This is a genomic window from Enterobacter roggenkampii, from assembly GCF_001729805.1.
GTDB lineage: Bacteria > Pseudomonadota > Gammaproteobacteria > Enterobacterales > Enterobacteriaceae > Enterobacter > Enterobacter roggenkampii.
In genome coordinates, this window is sequence record NZ_CP017184.1 from 1,108,619 (window position 1) to 1,130,153 (window position 21,535).

The 21,535-nt window shown below is 56.4% G+C and carries 17 protein-coding genes and 1 tRNA gene; 15 read left to right on the forward strand and 3 right to left on the reverse strand.

The genetic code is table 11. The features are described from left to right. Nucleotides 1–52 precede the first annotated feature (52 nt). Genes fimI through sfmF form a run of 5 tightly spaced genes read left to right on the forward strand, consistent with a single transcriptional unit; the run spans nucleotide 53 to nucleotide 5,432 of the window. A complete protein-coding gene (gene fimI, locus BFV67_RS05115; protein ID WP_025912648.1) occupies nucleotides 53–598 on the forward strand; it encodes a type 1 fimbrial protein subunit FimI in 546 nt (181 codons plus the stop codon). 34 nt (nucleotides 599–632) lie between these two features. After that, on the forward strand, nucleotides 633–1,325 hold the full coding sequence (fimC, locus tag BFV67_RS05120; RefSeq protein WP_023326827.1) for a type 1 fimbria chaperone FimC: 693 nt from the start codon (nucleotides 633–635) through the stop codon (nucleotides 1,323–1,325). A gap of 14 nt (nucleotides 1,326–1,339) precedes the next feature. Further along, nucleotides 1,340–3,901 (forward strand): fimbrial biogenesis usher protein, encoded by a 2,562-nt coding sequence (locus BFV67_RS05125; RefSeq protein ID WP_008499336.1) that lies wholly within the window; start codon nucleotides 1,340–1,342, stop codon nucleotides 3,899–3,901. Continuing rightward, a complete protein-coding gene (fimH, locus tag BFV67_RS05130; protein WP_069597941.1) occupies nucleotides 3,894–4,901 on the forward strand; it encodes a type 1 fimbria D-mannose specific adhesin FimH in 1,008 nt (335 codons plus the stop codon). The genes BFV67_RS05125 and fimH overlap by 8 nt, the downstream gene beginning before the upstream one ends. Nucleotides 4,902–4,910: 9 nt before the next feature. Continuing rightward, the gene (gene sfmF / locus BFV67_RS05135; RefSeq protein ID WP_008499338.1) at nucleotides 4,911–5,432 is read left to right on the forward strand and encodes a fimbria assembly protein; all 522 of its coding nucleotides are present in this window, start codon (nucleotides 4,911–4,913) and stop codon (nucleotides 5,430–5,432) included. A gap of 51 nt (nucleotides 5,433–5,483) precedes the next feature. Here sfmF and fimZ read toward each other — a convergent pair whose 3' ends face one another. The 3 genes from fimZ to BFV67_RS05150 all read right to left on the reverse strand — a co-directional run bounded on the left by fimZ (nucleotide 5,484) and on the right by BFV67_RS05150 (nucleotide 8,368). Further along, nucleotides 5,484–6,116, reverse strand: a complete 633-nt coding sequence (gene fimZ, locus BFV67_RS05140; RefSeq protein ID WP_008499339.1) for a fimbria biosynthesis transcriptional regulator FimZ — start codon at nucleotides 6,114–6,116, stop codon at nucleotides 5,484–5,486. Between the two features lie 800 nt (nucleotides 6,117–6,916). Further along, nucleotides 6,917–7,645, reverse strand: coding sequence for a helix-turn-helix transcriptional regulator (locus BFV67_RS05145; RefSeq protein ID WP_023326829.1), 729 nt, complete (start codon nucleotides 7,643–7,645; stop codon nucleotides 6,917–6,919). Nucleotides 7,646–7,669: 24 nt separating this feature from the next. Then, nucleotides 7,670–8,368, reverse strand: coding sequence for an EAL domain-containing protein (locus BFV67_RS05150; protein ID WP_023343524.1), 699 nt, complete (start codon nucleotides 8,366–8,368; stop codon nucleotides 7,670–7,672). A 278-nt stretch (nucleotides 8,369–8,646) separates the two neighbouring features. On the opposite strand from BFV67_RS05150, the gene BFV67_RS05155 reads away from it, so the two are divergent. The 10 genes from BFV67_RS05155 to BFV67_RS05200 all read left to right on the forward strand — a co-directional run bounded on the left by BFV67_RS05155 (nucleotide 8,647) and on the right by BFV67_RS05200 (nucleotide 21,527). Then, nucleotides 8,647–8,723: transfer RNA gene (locus BFV67_RS05155), tRNA-Arg, on the forward strand. Between the two features lie 102 nt (nucleotides 8,724–8,825). Next, nucleotides 8,826–9,656 carry a CPBP family intramembrane glutamic endopeptidase gene (locus BFV67_RS05160; RefSeq protein WP_023343525.1) on the forward strand — a complete coding sequence of 277 codons (831 nt, stop codon included), beginning with the start codon at nucleotides 8,826–8,828 and terminating at the stop codon, nucleotides 9,654–9,656. A 356-nt stretch (nucleotides 9,657–10,012) separates the two neighbouring features. After that, complete coding sequence (locus tag BFV67_RS05165) at nucleotides 10,013–11,029, forward strand: iron ABC transporter substrate-binding protein (protein ID WP_069597942.1); 1,017 nt, start codon at nucleotides 10,013–10,015, stop codon at nucleotides 11,027–11,029. A gap of 24 nt (nucleotides 11,030–11,053) precedes the next feature. Then, nucleotides 11,054–12,628, forward strand: coding sequence for an ABC transporter permease (locus BFV67_RS05170; protein WP_069597943.1), 1,575 nt, complete (start codon nucleotides 11,054–11,056; stop codon nucleotides 12,626–12,628). 1 nt (nucleotide 12,629) lies between these two features. After that, nucleotides 12,630–13,661 carry an ABC transporter ATP-binding protein gene (locus BFV67_RS05175; RefSeq protein ID WP_023343527.1) on the forward strand — a complete coding sequence of 344 codons (1,032 nt, stop codon included), beginning with the start codon at nucleotides 12,630–12,632 and terminating at the stop codon, nucleotides 13,659–13,661. 149 nt (nucleotides 13,662–13,810) lie between these two features. After that, entirely contained in the window at nucleotides 13,811–14,086 is a 276-nt protein-coding gene (gene yahO / locus BFV67_RS05180; RefSeq protein ID WP_021241596.1) for a DUF1471 family periplasmic protein YahO, read from the forward strand. Nucleotides 14,087–14,271: 185 nt separating this feature from the next. Then, nucleotides 14,272–16,455, forward strand: a complete 2,184-nt coding sequence (locus BFV67_RS05185) for a TonB-dependent receptor (protein ID WP_069597944.1) — start codon at nucleotides 14,272–14,274, stop codon at nucleotides 16,453–16,455. A 126-nt stretch (nucleotides 16,456–16,581) separates the two neighbouring features. Beyond that, on the forward strand, nucleotides 16,582–18,555 hold the full coding sequence (locus BFV67_RS05190; RefSeq protein ID WP_069597945.1) for a PhoX family protein: 1,974 nt from the start codon (nucleotides 16,582–16,584) through the stop codon (nucleotides 18,553–18,555). Between the two features lie 103 nt (nucleotides 18,556–18,658). Then, nucleotides 18,659–20,047, forward strand: a complete 1,389-nt coding sequence (gene pheP / locus BFV67_RS05195) for a phenylalanine transporter (RefSeq protein WP_003858894.1) — start codon at nucleotides 18,659–18,661, stop codon at nucleotides 20,045–20,047. A gap of 244 nt (nucleotides 20,048–20,291) precedes the next feature. Next, nucleotides 20,292–21,527: an MFS transporter gene (locus BFV67_RS05200; RefSeq protein WP_069597946.1), complete on the forward strand. Its 1,236-nt coding sequence runs from the start codon at nucleotides 20,292–20,294 to the stop codon at nucleotides 21,525–21,527. Nucleotides 21,528–21,535: the final 8 nt, after the last annotated feature.

The following is a 21,535-nucleotide window of genomic DNA, read 5'->3' on the forward strand; positions in this document are numbered from 1 at the left end:
TGTTCAGGCCTCAGGGACGAGGCCCGTCATACGCTATTGCCAGGAACAAAGGATGACAAGGACAGGAACACTACTGCTGTTAACCCTTGCGATGGCTTGCCCGGCATCGGCGCGTACCGTGGTGATCGAAGGCGGCAAGGTTCATCTCAGAGGTGAACTGGTGAACGGCGGCTGCGCCGTGGCGCCCGACAGCCAGAATATGCGCATCGATATGGGGCAGTACCGAACCAATTCATTTTCCGGCGTGGGCAGTTTTTCCACGGTGAATGTGCCTTTCACCGTACGGCTGCTGGACTGCAGCGTTGATGTTTCGCGCACCGTGGGGATCCAGTTTCAGGGGGCCACACCCGCAGAAGATCCTCAGGTCTTTCTGGCGACATCGCGACCAGGTGAAACGCCTGTCAGCAGCGGCGTTGGGCTGGCGCTCTTTGACGAGCAGCAGCGTCAGATTATCCCAAATGCCACGGCCGTCAGCTGGCTGCCGATCGATACCCGCGAGCTGGCGTTCCATTTTAGCGCCCGCTATCGGGCTATTTCCGAACACCTCGAGCCAGGCAAAATTCAGTCGGATGTCTGGTTTACGTTGATTTATCCATAACACCTGCGAACACATTATTAAAGGTACGGTTGTGATGAATACCCTAATTAAACCAGGACTTTTTTTATCGTTTATTTTAATGATGGTTTCTGCCTGCGCGAATGCATCCGGCGGTATTGCGCTGGGAGCCACCCGCGTTATTTACCCGGCGGACGCGAAGCAAACGTCGCTGGCGATCACCAACAGCAATAAACAGGAGCGCTATTTAATTAACGCGTGGATCGAAAATGCGAACGGGCAAAAAGAAAAAACATTTGCCGTCACGCCGCCCCTGTTTGTTAGCGAGCCGGACAGTGAAAACACGCTGCGCATTATTTACGCCGGGCCTGCGCTGCCTGCCGACCGTGAATCGCTGTTTTACATGAACGTGAAAGCGATCCCGTCAGTGAACAAAGCCAAAACGGAAAACAATAACGTGCTGCAGCTGGCTATTCTCTCGCGCATCAAGCTGTTTGTGCGCCCGAACAACCTGGCAATGCAGCCGGAAGAGGCGCTTTCCCAGCTGCGGTTTGAGCGCGCGGGTAACCATCTCAAAGTCAGCAACGCGTCTCCGTATTACATCACCCTCGTCAATCTGAAGCTGGGCGGGAAGACGCTGGATAACCTGATGGTGGCGCCGAAAAGCGCGGCACAGCAGGTGCTGCCAGCCGGTGCCGGCGGCACGCTCTCCTGGCAGAGCGTGAATGACTACGGTGCCATCACGCCGGCGCGTAGCGTCAACCTGTGAGCAGAGTCAGGGCGATGAAAAACCATCAGGGACGTTACTGCCCGGTTGCACTGGCGCTGATGGCTGCGCTCTGGCCGCAGGCTGGCTGGAGCGAAAGCTATTTCAACCCGGCCTTCCTGTCCGACGACACCGCCAGCGTGGCGGATTTGTCGCGTTTTGAACAAGGACACCAGCAGGCACCCGGCGTTTATCGCGTGGATATCTGGCGTAACGATGAATTTATCGGGACTCAGGACGTGCGTTTTGAGCAGGCAGAGAACACGCCGCCGGTGGCGGGCGGGCTATCGCCGTGTATTACGCGCGCGATGCTGGACCGCTTTGGCGTCAACGTTGCGGCGTTTCCCGAGCTGGCTCAGGTCCAGGGTGAGGCCTGCGTCCCGTTGACCACGGCCATTCCCGGCAGCGAAACGGTATTCAACTTTGCCTCACAGCGCCTGAACGTTAGCCTGCCGCAGGTGGCATTGCAGAACAGCGCCCGGGGCTACATTCCGCCGGAACAGTGGGATGAAGGCATTCCCGCCGCGCTGCTGAACTACAGCTTTACGGGCAACCGGGGCAGCGAAGACGACAGCTATTACCTCAACCTGCAGAGCGGGCTGAACTATGGCGCCTGGCGCCTGCGCAACAACGGCGCATGGCGATACACGCAGACCAACGGGCAGCGGCACAGCGAGTGGCAGAATATTGGCACCTGGGCGCAGCGCACCGTGATCCCGCTGAAAAGCGAACTGGTCCTGGGCGACAGCAATACCGGTAATGACGTCTTCGACAGCATGGGGTTCCGCGGCGGACGGCTCTTCTCGTCTGACAGCATGTATCCGGACAGCCTGCAGGGCTACGCGCCCACCGTACGCGGGATCGCCCGGACGCCCGCCAAAGTGGTGGTGCGTCAGAATGGCTACGTGATCTATCAAAGCTATGTGCAGCCGGGCGCATTTGCGATTACCGATCTCAACCCCACCTCCTCAAGCGGTGACCTGGAAGTGACGGTAGAAGAGAAAGACGGTACCCAGCAGCGCTATACCGTGCCGTACTCCACCGTGCCGCTTCTGCAGCGTGAAGGGCGCTGGAAGTATGACCTCGTCGCGGGGGATTACCGCAGCGGTAACAGCGATCAGGATACGCCGTTCTTCACCCAGGGCACCCTGATTACCGGGCTTGCCAACGGCTTTACGCTCTACGGCGGAACGCAGCTGGCGTCACGCTATACCGCGGTCGCCGTCGGGGCCGGAAAAAACCTGGGCGACTGGGGCGCGGTTTCGCTCGATATCACCCACGCCCGCAGCCAGCTCGCGGACGACAGCAAGCATGAAGGACAGTCCCTGCGCTTCCTCTATGCGAAATCCCTTAACGGCTTTGGCACCAACTTCCAGCTGCTGGGCTACCGTTACTCCACAAAAGGGTTTTACACCCTGGACGATGTGGCATGGCGCTCAATGGAAGGCTATCAGTATGCCGACAGCCAGGACGATAACGATGTGCCGGACGTGCAGAGCTATCACAACCTGACGTGGAATAAAAAAGGCCGCTTCCAGCTTAACGTTTCTCAGTCGCTGGGGGATTACGGCTCGGTCTATATCTCCGGCAGCGAGCAGACCTACTGGGGTACCGACGAGTCGAACCTCTGGTACCAGCTGGGGTATGCGGGGGGCATGAAGGGGATCAACTACTCCGTTTCGTGGTCGTGGAACAAATCCGTCGGGATCGACGGCACCGACCGGATCGCGTCGTTTAACGTCTCCGTGCCGTTCAGTATCTTTACCCGTCAGGGCTATCGCCGGGACAGCGCGATTGACCGTGCCTACGCCACGGCATCCGCCAGCCGGAACAGCGATGGCGACACAAGCTGGCAAACCGGCGTCAGCGGCACGCTGCTGGAGGACCGCAACCTGAACTACAGCGTGACTCAGGGACACACCAGCACCAACGGGTCAAGCGGAAGCGCCAGCGCCAACTGGCAGGCGACCTACGGCACGTTGGGCGTGGGCTACAACTACAGCGACGATCAACACGATCTCAACTGGCAGCTCTCCGGCGGGGTCGTCGGTCATGCCGACGGCGTGACCTTCAGCCAGCCGCTGGGCGACACCAACGTGCTGATCAAAGCGCCGGGGGCATCCGGCGTCAGCGTGGAAAACCAGACCGGCGTGAGAACCGACTGGCGAGGCTATGCGGTGATGCCGTATGCCACCGTCTACCGCTACAACCGCGTGGCGCTGGATACCAACACCATGAGCAACAACACCGACATCGAAAACAACGTGAGCAGCGTGGTGCCGACCAAAGGCGCGCTGGTGCGCGCCAGCTTTGATACTCGCATTGGCGTGCGCGCCCTGCTGACGGTAACGCGCGGCAACCAGCCCGTGCCGTTCGGCGCGGTGGTCCGTGAGACCCGGAGCGGTGTCACCAGCATGGTGGGGGATGACGGGCAAATTTACCTGAGCGGGCTGCCGCTGGAAGGCGAGCTGCTGATCCAGTGGGGCGACGGGGCGCAGTCTCAGTGTCGCGCGCCTTACAGCTTGCCTGAAAAGAGCCTGCAACAGGCAATCACAATGAAGGGGATTCGCTGTGAATAAAACCCACATCTTAGGCTTGTCGCTTCTGGCGCTACTGCCTGCGGCAAATGCATTCGCCACCGTGTGCGTCAATGAAAAAGGCGTGCCGACGGAGGTGCATTACGACCTGACGGACAAATTCAATAGCTCGAATAACCAGATTGGACAGGTCGTGACGCTCAGCGAGAAGTCGCAGTGGGTAGGGGTCAATGCCGTCTGCCCGAAGGGCACGGTCGGGAATACCACCAAGCGTAGCTATGTGACCGATTATCAGGTTACGGGAACGAGCGATGGCTATCAGTATCTGAAGCTGAACGACTATCTGGACGGAGCCATGAAAATCACGGACAGCTATGCTGGCGTGTTTTATCCGCCAAAAAACTATATCCAGATGGGGAGCCATCCTAACGTCTCCAAAAACAGGCCGTTTGGCGTTCAGGACTCCAGCCTTGTCTTCCGCCTTAAGGTAACCCGACGTTTTATTAATATGGTCGTGATCCCGCGCGCCACCATGTTCCGCGTTTACGTCACCACCACCTCCTCGGATCCGCTCACCACGCCGGTCTATACCATCAGCTACAGCGGTACCATTCAGGTGCCGCAAAGCTGCGCTATCAACGCCGGGAACGTGGTGGAGTTTGATTTCGGCGACATTGGCGCCTCCCTGTTCAGCAAGGCGGGCGTAGGTAACAAACCGGAGGGCGTCTCATCGCAAAGCAAAACCATTGCGATCAAATGCACCAACGTGGAGGCAAACGCCATGCTGACGATGCGCGTAGAGGCGGAGAAAGTCTCTGATAATGTGCTGGTGTCGGATAACCCGGACGTCGGGTTCATCATTGCCAACGAGAGCGATGCGCCGCTAACGCCTAACAACCTGACAAGCAAAATTCCGTTCCGCCTCGACGACAGCGCGCAGGCAAAGGTGGGGATCCGCGTCTGGCCGGTGAGCGTGACGGGCAACAAGCCAGCGGAAGGGCGTTTCACCTCGCGCGGGTATTTGCGCGTGGATTACGACTAAGGAGCCGATATGCGAAACGGGATCCGTTTTCTCACCGTGGCGCTCTTTGCGCTTTGCACACAGGCTCAGGCGGACACCGCGTTGGGCGAAATTAACATTCGGCTCTACGGCAATATTGTTGATTTTACCTGCGTCGCGGAAGGCAGCGACAGCGACAAGACCGTCACGCTGGGCACCTGGCCCACGAAACAGCTCAGCACCACCGGGAGCCGCACGCAGCCCATGCCGTTTACGCTGAAGCTGACCGGCTGTCCGCCGGGCGCCGCGTCGATTACGTTTTCGGGCAAAGCCGACGGGAGCAATAACGGTTTGCTGGCGCTGAACGACGCCAGTACAGCGAGCCGTGTCGCGGTAGAGATCAGGGATGCGGATAAAACGCGTCTGGCTCTTCAGCAGGCCAGCCAGCCGGTCTCGGTTGATGCGCAGGGGAATGCAACATTGTCGTTTTATGCCAATTATATTGCCACTGCAGATAACCCTCAGCCCGGACGAGCCGATGCGGATGCCACCTTTATGATTAACTATAATTAGCACTGACCGCACTCCCTGCAGCTCAGATAAGCTGCAGGGAGTGAATTCAGGTTAAAGCAGCTCGTGCGCTTTGGCGTAATCAATTAATTCCACGATGCTTTGCACGCCCAGCTTGGAATAAATATTGGATTTATGCGCGCTAATGGTTTTGTTGCTTAATAGTAGCTGTTCAGCAATTTCCTTATTGGATAATCCATTCGCCAGATAGCGTAATACCGTGACCTCGCGATTTGATAATGGCATATCGACTGCCATCCCTTTCCCTGAACCCAAATGGTTTATAAAGTTCAGCGTTTCCGATGGGAAAAAGGAATAGCCCATCAGGATCATTTCTACGGCGTTGTAGATCTCACCCAAATCTTTTCGTTTACTGACGAAGCCATTTGCCCCGGCGCGAATGGCGCGACCCGCGTAAAATAACTCTGATTTAGATGAGAGGAACAGAACCTTAATGTCTTTGTTTAAGTTTCTGATTCTCTTAAGTAAAGCGAAAGCATCCGTGCCCGTGAGTTCAATGTCAAGGATCACCAGATCGATAGGGTGATTACGGATACAGTCAAGGACTTCATGGCTATCGCCAGACTTGAGCTTGACTGTGATATTCTTATTTTTCTGTAGCAGGACTTCTATCGACATTCTGACGATAGGATGTTCGTCCATAATGATAACGGATGCCGGTTTCATTTTTAATGCCTCAGATTGTTAAAAGCGTTATGCAGAGTTTGGTAAAACTCTCGAAATGCCGGAAGGATATAATGTGCAGATCCCTATACCGTAGTATTTCCCTGGAAAGAGCGAAAGCATCCTTGTTTACGTAATGAAAAGAACTATGCCTCAGCGCGGTCATCTCATTTGGCTGGTGTTGGCAAAAAGGTTTTTCTTATTCAGATTTGGTACGCTTCTTATTATACAGGGTAAGTTTTTTCCGAAAACCCTGTAAATTAATCACAGGATATTGGTTTGTATTATCTTCTGGATCTGAATCGCTATTTTTTTAAATTTAGCGGAAATATCCTGTTATCCCATTTACCGCATATTTTCATCTTTATGTAATAACAAAAAATAACAGATATCTCTGTATGTTGATCAATTGTTAACAAAAGTACGCATCATTTTGGGGGACTCGCCCGGTCTGATGAGGTGAACAATTGCCCTCGCAGGCCGTCAGACCTTCATCTGAAAGCGTGAAGGTTGACCTTCAGCTCCGCAACTCCTGCACAGGAGAACATGCTATCTGCTTCGCTTTTCCCTCCAGGGCGCAGTCGCTAAGCTGCTTGTTTTTACATCATTATCATCTTGTTAACGCTGTCTGCATTCACTTAACGGATGGAGGAAAGTGCTGCCGTTCGTTCAATTTGTGGCATTTCACAAGGTTCTCGCCCATAAATTAGGAATAGTTATAATTTCGACTTTATTGTTAAAAATTAACATTTTTGAAACACGAATGGTAAGTAAATTCTTAAAGCGCTTTAGGAAATAAGGGGTTAGGACGTGAGTGAAAACGTGCAGTCTGAGAGGTTATTAAGAAGATGCAACAATTCCTGTCGATGACTCAGTCCCAGCTTCACCAGGATGCAGCTAAGACGATAGATAATGCGGCTATAGGGACGATTCTGCATAAGGGCAATCTGACGTAACGTCTTGCCCCGGGAAAGTTCCTGCAGGATCGGCCATTCATTGCGGTTGAACCAGTCTTTGTCGGAGCCCTGTGGCGGGCGGGCATCCAGCAGGCTGTGCTGGAGTGCCGCGGCGTTCAGCTGGCGCTCGAGCACATGAAAGGGACCTGCCGCTTTGCAGAAAAGGCGGGTGTCGTAATTATCGGCCCGGACTAACAGCCAGGGCGTCAGGAACGGAGGAAACAGGCTATGCCTTCTCAACTGATCCAGTTTCTCCAGAAGCCCCGTTGACCGGCTTTCAATATCCACGACCAGACGGGCGGAGGGCCATTGCGTCTGTGCGACAAGGGCGTCGTCCAGCGTGGCGAAATCGCAGCAGCTGCTCAGGGGAAACTGCCCGTTGAGAAAACCGGTGCGCAGGAAATGATCCTCAGTCACCAGGAGAATAAACGGGGCGTCTGTTTTGCGGGGCTGGCTGATGGACTGGCTCAAAAATTCGAGCCGGTCGAAAAAGGGGGGAGCAAAAGGTGAGCGCGTAAATCCCAGTGCATCACTTCCTGTACGCCGCCGCCGGTAACGGCGCACTGTCATTCGCATGGCCTCCCTCCTGGAAATGGCGTTTTAATCCTCCGGCCATGTCCAGGACGGCCAGTAATATCCCTGGCCGAAGTCTGCGCCTGCCTGCAGTGCCCAGGTACGATCGCGTTCAGTCTCAATACCTTCGATAAGCACTTTCCCGGCAAGCTGAAAGCAAAGGGAAACCAGTTGCCTCAGCGCAGGGGTGTCGCGTAAACGCCAGAATGCTTCCTTATCTATTTTGATGCCGCTTAACGGAAGTCGACAGGATAAAAACGACTGCACTAAGACATCATCAATGTCATCCAGCCAGATAGCGTGCCCCTGTCTGCTCAGCTGCTGCAGATTCTGAACCACGCGCTGCTTCTGCGCGACGGACAGCGCCAAAAAAGCCGCAAGGTCGACAAACTCAATATTGAGCGGCACGTAGGGGAGTCTGATGAGCCGCTGGAAGGACGCAGGCTCTGTCAGGACGGTTATCGGCAGATTAATAAAAAGGTTATGACCGTGCGGCGTATTTTTTAACGCAGCAAGCTGCGCCTCAAGCAGCGTTAGCGACCAGCCAGCGGACCGATCGCAAAAAAAATCCTCACTGTGCCGCGTATCGGCCAGGACGCTAAGGACCTCGACGCCAACCTGACGCAAAGAGGCGAGGGCGACGATAGGCTCAAGCTTAATGCCGACGATGTCCTGAGAGAGGTACTGTAACCGGGGGGGCGTATCGATCAGGTTTTGCGCTGTCACTCCATTGTCCTGTTGTCTGTCAGCCTCCAGGCGGCCGGGATACTTGGCTCTAGTGTGACGAGCTGACGTTCAGGAAAACAGCAGGCGTTACTTAAATGCAACTAAGCCTTTTCGCAGCGCTAAATTTTACGGTAAAACAGGGAGGAATGTTGAGAAAATAGCCGTATTTACAATCGGCTAGCGGTAATTGGCCCTGAAAACGGAAAAGGCATTGACTCACCTGCCATTGACCGTATAATTCTTCGCGTTTCACCGCCGCGAAGTACACGCTTCTCAGTGCGCCCTTAGCTCAGTTGGATAGAGCAACGGCCTTCTAAGCCGTAGGTCGTAGGTTCGAATCCTACAGGGCGTGCCATTTCATTTCATAGAGTTACGCCTCACTCACATCCTCCTGATTTCCGTTGTGGGACATATTTGGGACATCGACCCTAAAATTTATCGGTCATGAAGGACATTTATGTGGTATCTACTCGCAATTTCGCTTGCCGCACTTTCCCTTAATAAAAGCCTGGCTTACCTGCTGCTGGGATTAACGGCATTTCTCGGCTGGAAACAGAGCATTCTTGACGCCCCGGCGCTGCTGGTTATTGCGTCAATCGTTATTGGCTGGTCTGTTGTTGAATGGCTACGTAATAAGGATGATAAATATACTTATCTGATTGAAGGCCTGTGTGTGATCATCGCCGTTGCCCTGGTTATGCATGTGCTCCCGGGCTTCCATAATCCCAAAGTGCTGGATGCTGTCGTCGTTGGTCCGCAAAGCATACCGTTCAGTATGTACTTTAATATGGACAAGGCGGTGGTGCCGTTCTTTTTAATTACGTGCATGCCAACGCTATTCGTAGCAAAACCCCTCTATAAAATGGGCAAGCTCGGCTGGGTAATATTGGTACTTGCGGTACCCGCGCTGTTACTTCTGGCTGTGGCGTTGGGCGGGCTGAGAATTGAGCCACATGCGCCAGAATGGTTCGCGCAATTTGCCCTTGCGAATATTTTCTTCGTCTCTTTGGCCGAGGAAGCCCTGTTCAGAGGCTACCTGCAGCAGCGCTTGTCCCGGATCGTTCATCCTGTTGTCGCGTTGTTGATGGCCTCAGTCCTCTTTGGGCTGATGCATTATAGCGGCGGTTTACTGCTGATTATTTTTGCCAGCCTCTCCGGCATTATTTACGGCCTGGCGTGGATGTGGAGCGGCAGGCTCTGGGTTGCAACGTTATTCCATTTTGGGCTGAACTGCGTGCATTTATTGTTCTTCACCTATCCTGTGTATGCCCCTCATGCGGCTATGTGATGCTTTTTAAATGAGTAGCCTAATAAATTTAGCTACCTCCGGATAAGCATAAAAAGCCCCCGCAATATCGGGGCTTTTTTATATCTGCCGGGCGCGAATAACAGTTTTACCTTCGCGCTATAATGAATAGAAGGCTAATGAATTTCGTTGTTGGCAGGCTTAAGGTTTTCTTAATCTAGAAATTATCTCGCATTAAAATTTGGATTTTTATTATTACAAAATCGGCTAAAAAGAAATTTTACACTTTTACGCGTAAACTGGATTGATACTAATTATCATTAGCGTTGTTGTATGCTTTAATCCTGTCCCACAAAGCTATGAGTGGTTACTCCCGTTGGTCTATTAAGGATATGTTCATGAATTCTCGCCTGCTGTCCTGCTTCTCGCTTGCCTTGTTGTCATCATCCCTTTTCCTTTCCACACAGTCGGTTGCCGCCGATAACAACGACGGTATCGTTATTTATAACGCGCAGCATGAAAACCTGGTGAAGTCGTGGGTTGACGGTTTTACCAAAGAAACCGGGATTAAAGTCACTTTGCGTAATGGTGATGACAGCGAGCTGGGTAACCAGCTGGTGCAGGAAGGCAGCGCATCGCCGGCAGACGTGTTCCTGACGGAAAACTCGCCGTCCATGGTGCTGGTGGATAACGCCAACCTGTTTGCCCCGCTGGATTCAGACACCCTGAAGCAGGTACCGGCAGAGTATCGTCCGGCGCATGGCCGCTGGATCGGCATTGCTGCCCGCAGCACGGTGTTCGTCTATAACCCGGCGAAACTGAGCGAACAGCAGCTGCCTAAATCGCTGATGGATCTGGCGAAACCCGAGTGGAAAGGCCGCTGGGCGGCATCACCGTCAGGCGCGGATTTCCAGGCCATCGTGAGCGCGATGCTGGCCCTGAAAGGCGAAAAAGCCACTCTGGAATGGCTCAAGGCGATGAAAGCCAACTTCGTTGCCTATAAAGGTAACAGCACCGTGATGAAAGCGGTCAATGCGGGTCAGATTGATGGCGGGGTGATTTATCACTACTACCGCTTTGTCGATCAGTCCAAAACCGGTGAAAACAGCAAAAACACCCAGCTCTACTACTTCAAACACCAGGACCCGGGCGCGTTCGTAAGCCTTTCTGGCGGTGGCGTGCTGGCGTCCAGCAAACACAAAGCGCAGGCGCAGGCCTTCATCAAATACATTACCGGCAAAGAAGGTCAGGAAAGTCTGCGTACCAACAACGCCTTTGAATACGCCGTGGGTGTGAACGCGGCCTCTAACCCGAAACTGGTTCCGCTGAAAGATCTTGATGCGCCGAAAGTTGAACCTTCAACGCTCAACAGTAAGAAAGTTATCGAGCTGATGACGCAAGCCGGTCTGCTGTGATCCTGAGAGTGAAGTGAACGTCTTATGTCTGGTCTGAGTCTCGACATCGGAAAAAACAGAGTGCAGGAGCCTGCCCGCAGGCGTCCTGCACTGCCGATGGTTGCGTTAGCTGTCTTGTTTTCATTACTGGCGCTTCTGCCTTTGGGTTTTATCATTGCCATTGGCATTGAGACGGGCTGGGAAACGATAAAGGCGCTGGTGTTTCGCCCGCGTGTGGCTGAGCTGCTCAGCAACACGCTGTGGCTGACGGCTTTAGCGGTTCCGCTGTGTATCGTGACGGGCGTGGCGATAGCCTGGCTCACAGAGCGCACGCAGCTTGCCGGTCGTGGAATTTGGTCCGCGCTGGCGGTCGCCCCGCTGGCGATCCCCGCGTTTGTGCAAAGTTATGCCTGGGTGAGCGTTGTTCCGTCCATGCACGGGCTCTCCGCGGGCGTGTTTCTCTCCGTTCTGGCCTACTATCCCTTTATCTACATGCCGGTTGCGGCGGTGCTGCGCCGCCTTGACCCGACGCTCGAAGATGTCGCCGCGTCGCTCGGCACCCCGCCGTGGAAGGTCTTTTTCCGCGTGGTGCTACCCCAGCTCAAGCTGGCTATCTGCGGCGGCGCGCTGCTGGTGGCGCTGCACCTGCTGGCGGAATATGGTCTGTACGTGATGATCCGCTTTGATACCTTCACCACGGCCATTTATGACCAGTTTCAGTCTACCTTCAGCGGCCCGGCAGCAAACATGCTGGCGGGCGTGCTGGCTTTGTGCTGCCTCGCTATCCTGGTGCTGGAAGGCGTGACGCGTGGAAAAGCACGCTACGCGCGCATTGGCGCCGGGGCTGCGCGCGAGCAGAAACGCTGGCCGCTGAAGCCTGCGGCTGCCGCGCTGGGGCAGCTGTTTTTCATGGTGCTGATCGTCCTGGCGCTGGGCGTGCCGTTAGCTGTTCTGTGTCGCTGGATTTGGCTCGGTGGGGTGGAAAACTGGATGAGCGCCGATCTCTGGCACTCGCTGCGCCAGACGCTGATGCTCGGCGTGGGCGGCGCGCTGCTGACGACGACGTGCGTGATCCCCATTGCGTGGCTCGGTATCCGCTACCCGCACCGTATCTTCCGGATGCTGGAAGGGTGCATCTATATCACCAGTTCGCTGCCGGGCATTGTCACGGCGCTGGCGCTGGTCAGCGTCACCATTCATTACGCCCGTCCCATTTACCAGACGGAAATTACCCTGTTCCTTGCCTACCTGCTGATGTTTATGCCCCGTGCGCTCATCAACCTGCGGGCGGGGATTGCGCAGGCGCCGGTTGAGCTGGAAAACGTGGCGCGCAGCCTTGGCAGCACGCCCGCGAAGGCGCTCTGGAGCGTCACGATGCGGCTGGCCGCGCCGGGTGCGGCGGCGGGGGCCGCGCTGGTGTTCCTCGGCGTCAGCAACGAGTTGACTGCCACGCTGTTACTCTCTCCCCTGGGCACGCGCACGCTCTCTACCGGATTCTGGGCGCTGACCAGCGAAATTGACTATGTCGCCGCCGCGCCTTACGCGATGCTGATGATCCTGATTTCCCTCCCGCTGACCGCCATTCTCTATATGCAGTCGAAGAAAATTGCAGGGCTATGACATGCTTGAATTAACCGCCATTTCTAAATCATTTGCTGATGTGCAGGTGCTCGACAGCTTAAACCTGAGCGTTGCGCCGGGGAGCAGAACGGCCATTGTCGGGCCGTCGGGGTCAGGTAAAACCACGCTGCTGCGTATTCTTGCCGGGTTTGAGACGCCCGACACCGGTCGTATTGTTATGCAGGGGAGAACCCTGTTTGATGAAAACCGTTTTGTCCCTGCCCACCAGCGCGGGATCGGTTTTGTGCCGCAGGAGGGCGCGCTGTTCCCCCACCTCAACGTGGCAGACAACATTGCCTGGGGGCTGGACGGGACCCGCCACGAAAAACGCCAGCGCGTTGAGGCGCTGATGGAGATGGTTTCGCTGGACAGGCAGCTCGCCACGCACTGGCCTCACGAGATTTCCGGCGGACAGCAGCAGCGCGTTGCCCTTGCCCGTGCGCTGGCCCAGCGTCCTTCACTGATGCTGCTGGATGAACCGTTCTCGGCGCTGGATACTGGCCTGCGCGCCATGACGCGTAAGGCCACGGCCGATCTGCTGGCCGAAGCGGGCGTGGCCTCGATTCTGGTTACTCACGATCAGAACGAAGCGCTCTCCTTTGCCACTCAGGTTGCCGTCATGCGTTCCGGACGCTTCACGCAGGTCGGGACGCCTTATGAGGTTTACACCCGTCCCGTTGACGAAGAGACGGCGCTGTTTCTTGGTGATGCGCTGATCCTGCCTGCGCAGCTCACCGCGGGCTACGCCCTCTGCGCGCTGGGTAAGGTGCCCACAGACAACCCGCTGGCGACAGGGCAGGGCAGAGTGATGCTGCGCCCGGAGCAGCTGAGCGTGACGGCATGCGCCTCACATGAAAGCCCGATCTCCATTCTTGATGTGGATTTTACCGGTCACCTGTCGACGCTCACCCTTGGGCTTACCGGACAGCCGCAGCCCGTCACCCTCAAGACCGTCAGCCAGCCAGGATGGAACCCGGGCACGGCGGTTCGCATTGATATTGCTGGCACCGCGCGTGTATTCGACTATTCTTAATATTCATTAATAATTTCATGCAATGGACTGTTATAAAAGAATTTTCCAGAATATATGGCATTTCCTGAGATTCTCTACCATGCTCATAAAACCTCACCATCATGTGTGAGGTTTTTCGTAGTTGCTGATTAATCTCAAGGAAAAAGGTTATGAAAAAGACGACTGCTATTTTGTTGGGAACGGCGTTACTGTTTACGACCAATGCTTTTGCTGCCCAACTGCTGACTAAAAATGAGTTCAAGAAAGTCGAGTCTCAGTATCAAAAAATCGGTACGGTAAGCACCTCAAATGAAGTATCGGTTGATGATGCAAAAAAAGAACTGATTGAGAAAGCCGATAAGCAAGGCGCGGATGTTCTGGTGCTCACCTCAGGGAACACCAACAATAAAATTCACGGTACGGCTAATATCTACAAGAAAAAATAACGTCACTGCAGCCACCCCATTTTGGGGTGGTTGTTCCTCATCCTGTCTCCCCACCTCTTCCTGTTGTTCGCGGTTACGCTTGCTAACGCACGGATAATGCGTATAGTTCTCATTTGCATTGCTATCAATACATTCTAAGGCCTGACAACGGGCTATTTTTGCGCGCACTTTCAAATGAGTTAACGATGAACAACACCAGAATACACAAAACGCTGCTGGCGCTCGCCGTTGGCGCGGTAACGCATTCCGCCTTCGCGGCGGACGATCAAAAAGAAGATACCCTCGTTGTGCACTCTGCACCGGTCAGCGATTTCAAACCCGGTGGGGACCAGCTGGTACCGGCCTTCCTTGACGGACAGGTGGCGAACGGCGGGCGTATGGGGATGCTCGGTCAGCAGAACGCCATGGACGTGCCGTTCAACATCATCAGCTATACCTCGAAGCTGGTGGAAGATCAGCAGGCGAAAACCATTGCTGATGTGGTCGCCAACGACGCGGGCGTACAGTTCGTTCAGGGGTACGGCAACAGCGCGGAAACCTACCGCATCCGTGGCCTGAAGTTCGACGGCGACGACATGACCTTTGGCGGACTGTCCGGCGTGCTGCCGCGTCAGGTGGTGGATACGCAGATGGTTGAGCGCATTGAGATCTTCAAAGGGGCAAACGCCCTGATGAACGGCGCGGCGAGCTCGGGCGTGGGCGGGATGATCAACCTTGAGCCAAAACACGCGGGCGAACTCCCGCAGGCGAAAGTGGGCGTCGACTACACCTCGGACTCCCAGATTGGCACCACGCTGGATGCGGGCCGTCGCTACGGCGACAGCGACCAGTTTGGCGCGCGGGTGAACCTGGTCCACCGCGAAGGGGAAACCGGCATACCGAACGACCGCCGCCGCACCACGCTGCTCTCCACCGGTCTGGATTACAAAGGCGACCGTTTCCGCACCTCGCTGGATCTGGGTTATCAGAAGAAAACCTTCCACGGCAGCCCGACCAGCGTCAATATTTCGGCGGTGGATTTCGTGCCCAAGCCGCCGAAAAACGATCGCAACTTCTCGCAGAAGTGGGCCTACAGCAACATCGAAAACGAATTTGGGATGTGGCGCAGCGAGTACGACATCACCGACGGCTGGACCGCCTATACCGGCCTGGGCGCGCAGCACGCGCACGAGGAAGGGATCTACAGCGCGCCGAAGCTGCTGGATAAAAGCGGTAAAGCAACGGTCAGCCGCCTTGATACCAACCGCATCAGCGATTCCGTCAGCGGCATGGCGGGCATTCGCGGTAATTTCAATACCGGCTTCGTCTCGCACAAGGTCAACGTTGGCTATTCTGCGATGACCAAAAATGAAAAGATCGCGTGGAAAATGTCGGCGACGAAGGATAACCCGACCACCAACATCTACCACAACACCGGCGTCGATATGCCGGACAGCACTAACTTCAACGGCTCCGGCGGCAAATACAGCGATCCGCTGACCAGCGGGCGCACCCGCACCCAGGGCTGGCTGCTGAGCGATACCCTGGGCGTGCTTGACGACAAGCTGCTGTTCACCGCAGGCGCGCGCCATCAGAAGGTGGTCGTTCGCGGGTATAACAAAGTTACCGGTGCGGAAAACGCGGCAGACGGTTTCGACGGCAGCCGCTGGATGCCAACCTACGGCGTGGTCTACAAGCCGTGGGAGGAAATTTCCCTCTACGCCAACCACACCGAAGCGCTGCAGCCGGGCAAAACCGCACCTAACACCGCCACCAACTACGGCCAGAGCACCGGCATTGTTCACTCTAAGCAGAACGAAGTGGGCGTGAAGGCGGACTTTGGCCGCGTGGGCGGATCGCTTGCGCTGTTTGAGATCAAGATGCCGTCGGCGATCCTCGATGCTAACAATCACTATGGCCTGGATGCCGAGCAGCGTAACCGCGGCGTGGAGCTAAACGTCTTCGGCGAGCCGATGCTCGGGATGCGCCTCAACGCCAGCGCCACCTGGCTGCAGGCGGAGCTGACCAAAACCAAAAACGGCGTAAATCAGGGCAACGATGCCATTGGTGTCCCGAACGTCTACGCCGTGCTGGGGGCAGAGTATGACATCAAGCCGATTGATGGCCTGACGGCGACCGCCCGCGTCAACCACTCTGGCGCGCAGTACGCCGATCTTGCCAACACCAAAAAGATCGACAGCTACACCACGCTGGATCTGGGGATGCGCTATCGCTTCGCGGTGAACCACAATGCAAACCAGATGACGGTGCGCGCGGGCATCGACAACGTGACCAATGAAAACTACTGGGCCAGCGTGGACGATTCCGGCACCTACATCACGCAGGGCGAGCCGCGTACCTTTAAGGTCTCGGTTGGCTACGAGTTCTAAGCGTTCCACCTCGTTATCCGGGGCAGGGACGCCCCACACCTCCGCCGTTGTGTTATAAAATTGTAATAAAAGCTTCTTAGACTGGTCGCCGACTCCTTACCTCTTGGCCAATGACAGGAAGCCGCTATGGGCAGACCCCTCAAATCCGTTTTTAAAAAAGAACATCGCGACGACATCGCTAACCGCAGCGCGAACCCGGTATTCTCCGAGGTGGCAGAGGTGTTCCTCTCCCGCCGTCGTTTTCTCCAGATGGGCGCCGTGGCGGGCGCTGCCGTTTCATTCCCCTTTCTGATCAAACCCGAAAATGCGATTGCCGCGGTATCAAAGCCTTCTGCACTGGCAAAAGCGGTTTCCCTGGGCTTTACCAGCATCGACGTCTCCACGGAAGATACGGTGAGGGTGCCGGAAGGCTATATCGCCCGCCCGTTTTATCGCTGGGGGGATCCGACGGGGCTCAAAAACAACATGCCGGCCTTTAAGCCGGATGCCAGCAACACCGCAGACGAACAGGCTGCGCAGGCGGGCATGCACCACGACGGCATGGCGTGGTTTAGCCTGCCGCAGGGGGAGCAAAACCCGGAGCATGGCCTGCTGGCAATGAACCATGAATACATCGACAACGGGATGCTGTTTACCGACGGTACGGCGAACTGGAGCCTCGACAAGGCCCGCAAGGGGCAGAACGCGATGGGCGTGTCGGTGGTGGAAGTGAAAAAATCGGGCAGCGACTGGCAGGTGGTTCGCCCGTCTTCGTATGCCCGCCGCATTACCGTCAATACGCCGATGCAGCTTACCGGCCCGGCGCGGCATCAGGACTTAATGAAAACCGCCGCCGACCCGCAGGGGGAGCGCGTGCTGGGCACCATGCAGAACTGCGCCAACGGCCATACGCCATGGGGCACCTATCTCACCTGCGAGGAAAACTGGTCGGATATTTTTGTCAAAAAAACCGATCTCAACCCGCTGGAAAAACGCTACGGGATCAGCGACAGCGATGAATCCTACCGCTGGAACGAGGTGGACGAGCGGTTCAGCGTTGATAAAACTCCTAACGAACCTAACCGCTTCGGCTGGGTCGTGGAGATCGATCCCTACAACCCGACCTCCACGCCGCGCAAGCACACCGCCCTGGGCCGCTTCAAGCATGAGGGGGCGGCCGTCACGCTTGCCGCCGATAGCCGCGTGGTGGTCTATATGGGGGACGACCAGAAGTTCGAGTACATCTATAAGTTTGTCTCGGACAAAAAATACGATCCCGCTAACCGTGAAGCCAATATGCAGCTGCTGACGTCCGGCACGCTGTACGTTGCCCGCTTCAACGAAGACGGGAGCGGCGACTGGCTGCCGCTGATCTTCGGGCAAAATGGTCTGGATAAGAGCAGCGGGTTTGAAAACCAGGGCGATCTGCTGATTAAAACCCGCCTGGCGGCAGACGCGGTGGGGGCAACGAAGATGGATCGCCCCGAGTGGATAGCGGTCGACCCGCACGCCAGCGGCAGCGTCTACTGTACGCTCACCAACAACAGCGATCGCGGGAAGGAGGGTAAGGCACCGGTTGATGCCGCCAACCCGCGCGCTAATAACGTGTTTGGTCATATTATGCACTGGCACGAAGAGGGGGCCGATCCTGCTGCCGCTCGCTTTAAGTGGGATATTCTGGTGATGGGCGGGCGGACCGACAGCGACGATCCAAAGGCTAAAGGTTCCATGCAGGGGGCGGCTTTCGGCAGCCCCGATGGCCTGTCGTTCGATCATCAGGGCGTGCTGTGGATCCAGACCGACGTCTCTTCCAGCACCATCAATAAGAAAGCCTACGAGGGGATGGGCAATAACCAGATGGTGGCCACCATTCCGGGCACCAACGAGTACCGCCGTTTCCTGACCGGACCGCGCGGGTGTGAAATTACCGGGATTGCGTTTACGCCGGATAACCGGACGCTGTTCATCAACATTCAGCATCCGGGGGAGGGCGGGGATGATATCACCGACCCTGCTAACCCTCGCGCTGTTTCCAACTGGCCAGACGTGAACCCGAACGGACGCCCGCGTTCCTCAACGGTGGTCATCGTCAAAGCGGACGGCGGGATCATCGGCTCATAACCTTGCATCGCCGGGGGCATGCCGTGCTCCCGGCGTTAAACTTGCTACCGCCAGCATGAAGTGTTAAAACGTGCCCCTTCTAAAAAAGAGACAGGGGTAGGACGTGAAAGACGCGTCATCCGCTTCAGGCCATGGTAGCGCTGAAGCCTCGTCGGATCAGAATCCGACGCTGCAACGTGGTTTGCAAAATCGACATATTCAGTTAATTGCCCTTGGCGGCGCAATCGGTACCGGGCTCTTTCTCGGCATCGGCCCCGCTATTCAGATGGCCGGTCCGGCGGTGCTGCTGGGTTACGGTATCGCCGGGATTATCGCCTTCCTGATCATGCGCCAGCTTGGCGAGATGGTCGTTGAAGAGCCGGTGTCAGGCTCCTTCGCGCATTTTGCCTATAAATACTGGGGCCCGTTCGCAGGCTTCCTCTCCGGCTGGAACTACTGGGTGATGTTCGTGCTGGTCGGGATGGCGGAGCTGACCGCCGCAGGCATCTATATGCAGTACTGGCTGCCGGATGTCCCGACGTGGATCTGGGCGGCGGCCTTCTTCATCATCATTAACGCCGTTAACCTCGTCAACGTGCGCCTGTATGGTGAAACCGAGTTCTGGTTTGCGCTGATCAAGGTGCTGGCAATTATCGGCATGATCGGCTTTGGCCTGTGGCTGCTGTTCTCCGGCCACGGCGGCGAGCGCGCCACGATCGATAACCTCTGGCAGCACGGCGGCTTCCTGGCGACCGGCTGGAAAGGGCTGATCCTCTCGCTGGCAGTGATCATGTTCTCCTTCGGCGGGCTGGAGCTGATTGGCATCACCGCCGCGGAAGCGCGCGACCCGCACAAAAGCATTCCGAAAGCGGTTAACCAGGTGGTGTACCGTATCCTGCTGTTCTATATCGGCTCGCTGGTGGTGCTGCTGGCGCTCTACCCGTGGGTGGAAGTGAAGTCAGACAGCAGCCCGTTCGTGATGATTTTCCACGATCTGAACAGCAACGTGGTGGCTTCTGCGCTGAACTTCGTCATTCTGGTGGCGTCGCTGTCGGTCTATAACAGCGGCGTTTACTCCAACAGCCGCATGCTGTTTGGTCTCTCCGTGCAGGGTAACGCGCCGAAATTCCTCACCCGCGTCAGCCGTCGCGGCGTGCCGGTGAACTCGCTGTTCCTTTCCGGGGCGATTACCTCGCTGGTGGTGCTGATCAACTATCTGCTGCCGAAAGAGGCCTTCGGCCTGCTGATGGCGCTGGTTGTCGCTACGCTGCTGCTGAACTGGATCATGATCTGCCTCGCGCACCTGCGATTCCGCGCCGCGATGCGCCGCAAGGGGCGCGAAACGCAGTTCAAGGCGCTGCTTTACCCGGCGGGGAACTACCTCTGTATCGCGTTCCTGGGGCTGATTCTGGTGCTGATGTGCACCATGGATGAGATGCGCCTCTCGGCGATGCTGCTGCCGGTGTGGGTGGTGTTCCTGTTTATCGCATTTAAGCTCTCACGTAAAAAGTAGCCCGTTTTTCTCCCTCTCCCTGTGGGAGAGGGCCGGAGTGAGGGCAACAGACCGCACCAAACCAGACCGCACCTGCCTTCACGCCCGGTGGCGCTGCGCTTACCGGGCCTACAAAACACTGCTTCATCTTTATCGTGACCCCCCTCCCAAATCTGTTTCGATCCACAGGATCTTTATTTTGTAATCGATTACTTTTTATTTGAATCATTTTGTAATCGATTACTTTTTCCGAGTGAGGCTTATTATGGTGTCAACTGAAAGTAGTGAAAAGACGATAGCGCAGCATCGGCTGCTGGTGCCGCGGCTGTCGCTGATGATGTTTCTGCAGTTTTTTATCTGGGGTAGCTGGTCGGTTACGCTCGGCCTGGTGATGACCCAGCACAACATGTCTCTGCTGATTGGCGATGCGTTCTCCGCCGGGCCTATCGCCTCCATTCTCTCGCCGTTCGTGCTCGGCATGCTGGTGGACCGCTTCTTCGCCTCGCAGAAGGTGATGGCGGTGATGCACCTGGCGGGCGCGGCGATCCTCTGGTTCGTGCCGGGGGCGCTGATTGCCGAGAACGGCGCGCTGCTGATTGGCCTGCTGTTTGGCTACACGCTCTGCTACATGCCGACGCTGGCGCTGACCAACAACATCGCGTTTCACAGCCTGGCAAACGTGGATAAAACCTTCCCGGTGGTGCGCGTGTTCGGCACCATCGGCTGGATCGCGGCGGGCATTTTCATCGGCGTCACCGGCGTGGCGTCCAGCGTTACCATCTTTCAGGTGGCGGCGGCCAGCTCCGTGCTGCTGGCGCTTTACAGCCTGACGCTGCCGCACACGCCTGCTCCGGCGAAAGGCCTGCCGGTGAAGGTGCGCGATCTTTTCTGCGCGGATGCCTTTGCGCTGCTCAAAACCCGCCACTTTTTCGTCTTCTCCGTCTGCGCGATGCTGATCTCCGTCCCGCTCGGCACCTATTACGCCTACACCGCCTCGTATCTGGCGGATGCGGGAATTGCCGACGTCAGCACCGCCATGTCCTTCGGGCAGATGTCCGAGATCGTCTTCATGCTGGTTATTCCGCTGCTGTTCCGCCGTCTGGGCGTGAAGGTCATGCTGTTGATCGGCATGCTGGCGTGGTTTGTGCGTTACGCCATGTTCGCGCTGGGCGTCAGCGAGGAGGGGCGCATTCTGCTGTATCTCGGCATCCTGCTGCACGGCGTCTGCTACGATTTCTTCTTTGTCGTCGGCTTTATCTACACCGACCGCGTGGCGGGCGAAAAGGTGAAAGGCCAGGCCCAGAGCATGATCGTGATGTTCACCTACGGCATCGGCATGCTGCTCGGCTCGCAGATTTCCGGCGCGCTCTATAACCGCCTGGTGGCAGGGCAGACCGTGCCGCAGGCGTGGGTGACATTCTGGTGGATCCCGGCGGTGGCTGCCGCGGCGATCGCGCTGATTTTCCTTCTCACGTTTAAGTATGACGATGACAAGGCGTAATGTTCAGG

What these genes read in the sequence shown, in the direction of transcription:
- fimI (WP_025912648.1), top strand. Translation starts at nt 53, where the DNA reads ATGACAAGGACAGGAACACTACTGCTGTTAACCCTTGCGATGGCTTGC.
- fimC (WP_023326827.1), top strand. Translation starts at nt 633, where the DNA reads ATGAATACCCTAATTAAACCAGGACTTTTTTTATCGTTTATTTTAATG.
- BFV67_RS05125 (WP_008499336.1), top strand. Translation starts at nt 1,340, where the DNA reads ATGAAAAACCATCAGGGACGTTACTGCCCGGTTGCACTGGCGCTGATG.
- sfmF (WP_008499338.1), top strand. Translation starts at nt 4,911, where the DNA reads ATGCGAAACGGGATCCGTTTTCTCACCGTGGCGCTCTTTGCGCTTTGC.
- fimZ (WP_008499339.1), bottom strand. Translation starts at nt 6,116, where the DNA reads ATGAAACCGGCATCCGTTATCATTATGGACGAACATCCTATCGTCAGA.
- BFV67_RS05145 (WP_023326829.1), bottom strand. Translation starts at nt 7,645, where the DNA reads ATGCGAATGACAGTGCGCCGTTACCGGCGGCGGCGTACAGGAAGTGAT.
- BFV67_RS05160 (WP_023343525.1), top strand. Translation starts at nt 8,826, where the DNA reads ATGTGGTATCTACTCGCAATTTCGCTTGCCGCACTTTCCCTTAATAAA.
- BFV67_RS05165 (WP_069597942.1), top strand. Translation starts at nt 10,013, where the DNA reads ATGAATTCTCGCCTGCTGTCCTGCTTCTCGCTTGCCTTGTTGTCATCA.
- BFV67_RS05170 (WP_069597943.1), top strand. Translation starts at nt 11,054, where the DNA reads ATGTCTGGTCTGAGTCTCGACATCGGAAAAAACAGAGTGCAGGAGCCT.
- BFV67_RS05175 (WP_023343527.1), top strand. Translation starts at nt 12,630, where the DNA reads ATGCTTGAATTAACCGCCATTTCTAAATCATTTGCTGATGTGCAGGTG.
- yahO (WP_021241596.1), top strand. Translation starts at nt 13,811, where the DNA reads ATGAAAAAGACGACTGCTATTTTGTTGGGAACGGCGTTACTGTTTACG.
- BFV67_RS05185 (WP_069597944.1), top strand. Translation starts at nt 14,272, where the DNA reads ATGAACAACACCAGAATACACAAAACGCTGCTGGCGCTCGCCGTTGGC.
- BFV67_RS05190 (WP_069597945.1), top strand. Translation starts at nt 16,582, where the DNA reads ATGGGCAGACCCCTCAAATCCGTTTTTAAAAAAGAACATCGCGACGAC.
- BFV67_RS05200 (WP_069597946.1), top strand. Translation starts at nt 20,292, where the DNA reads ATGGTGTCAACTGAAAGTAGTGAAAAGACGATAGCGCAGCATCGGCTG.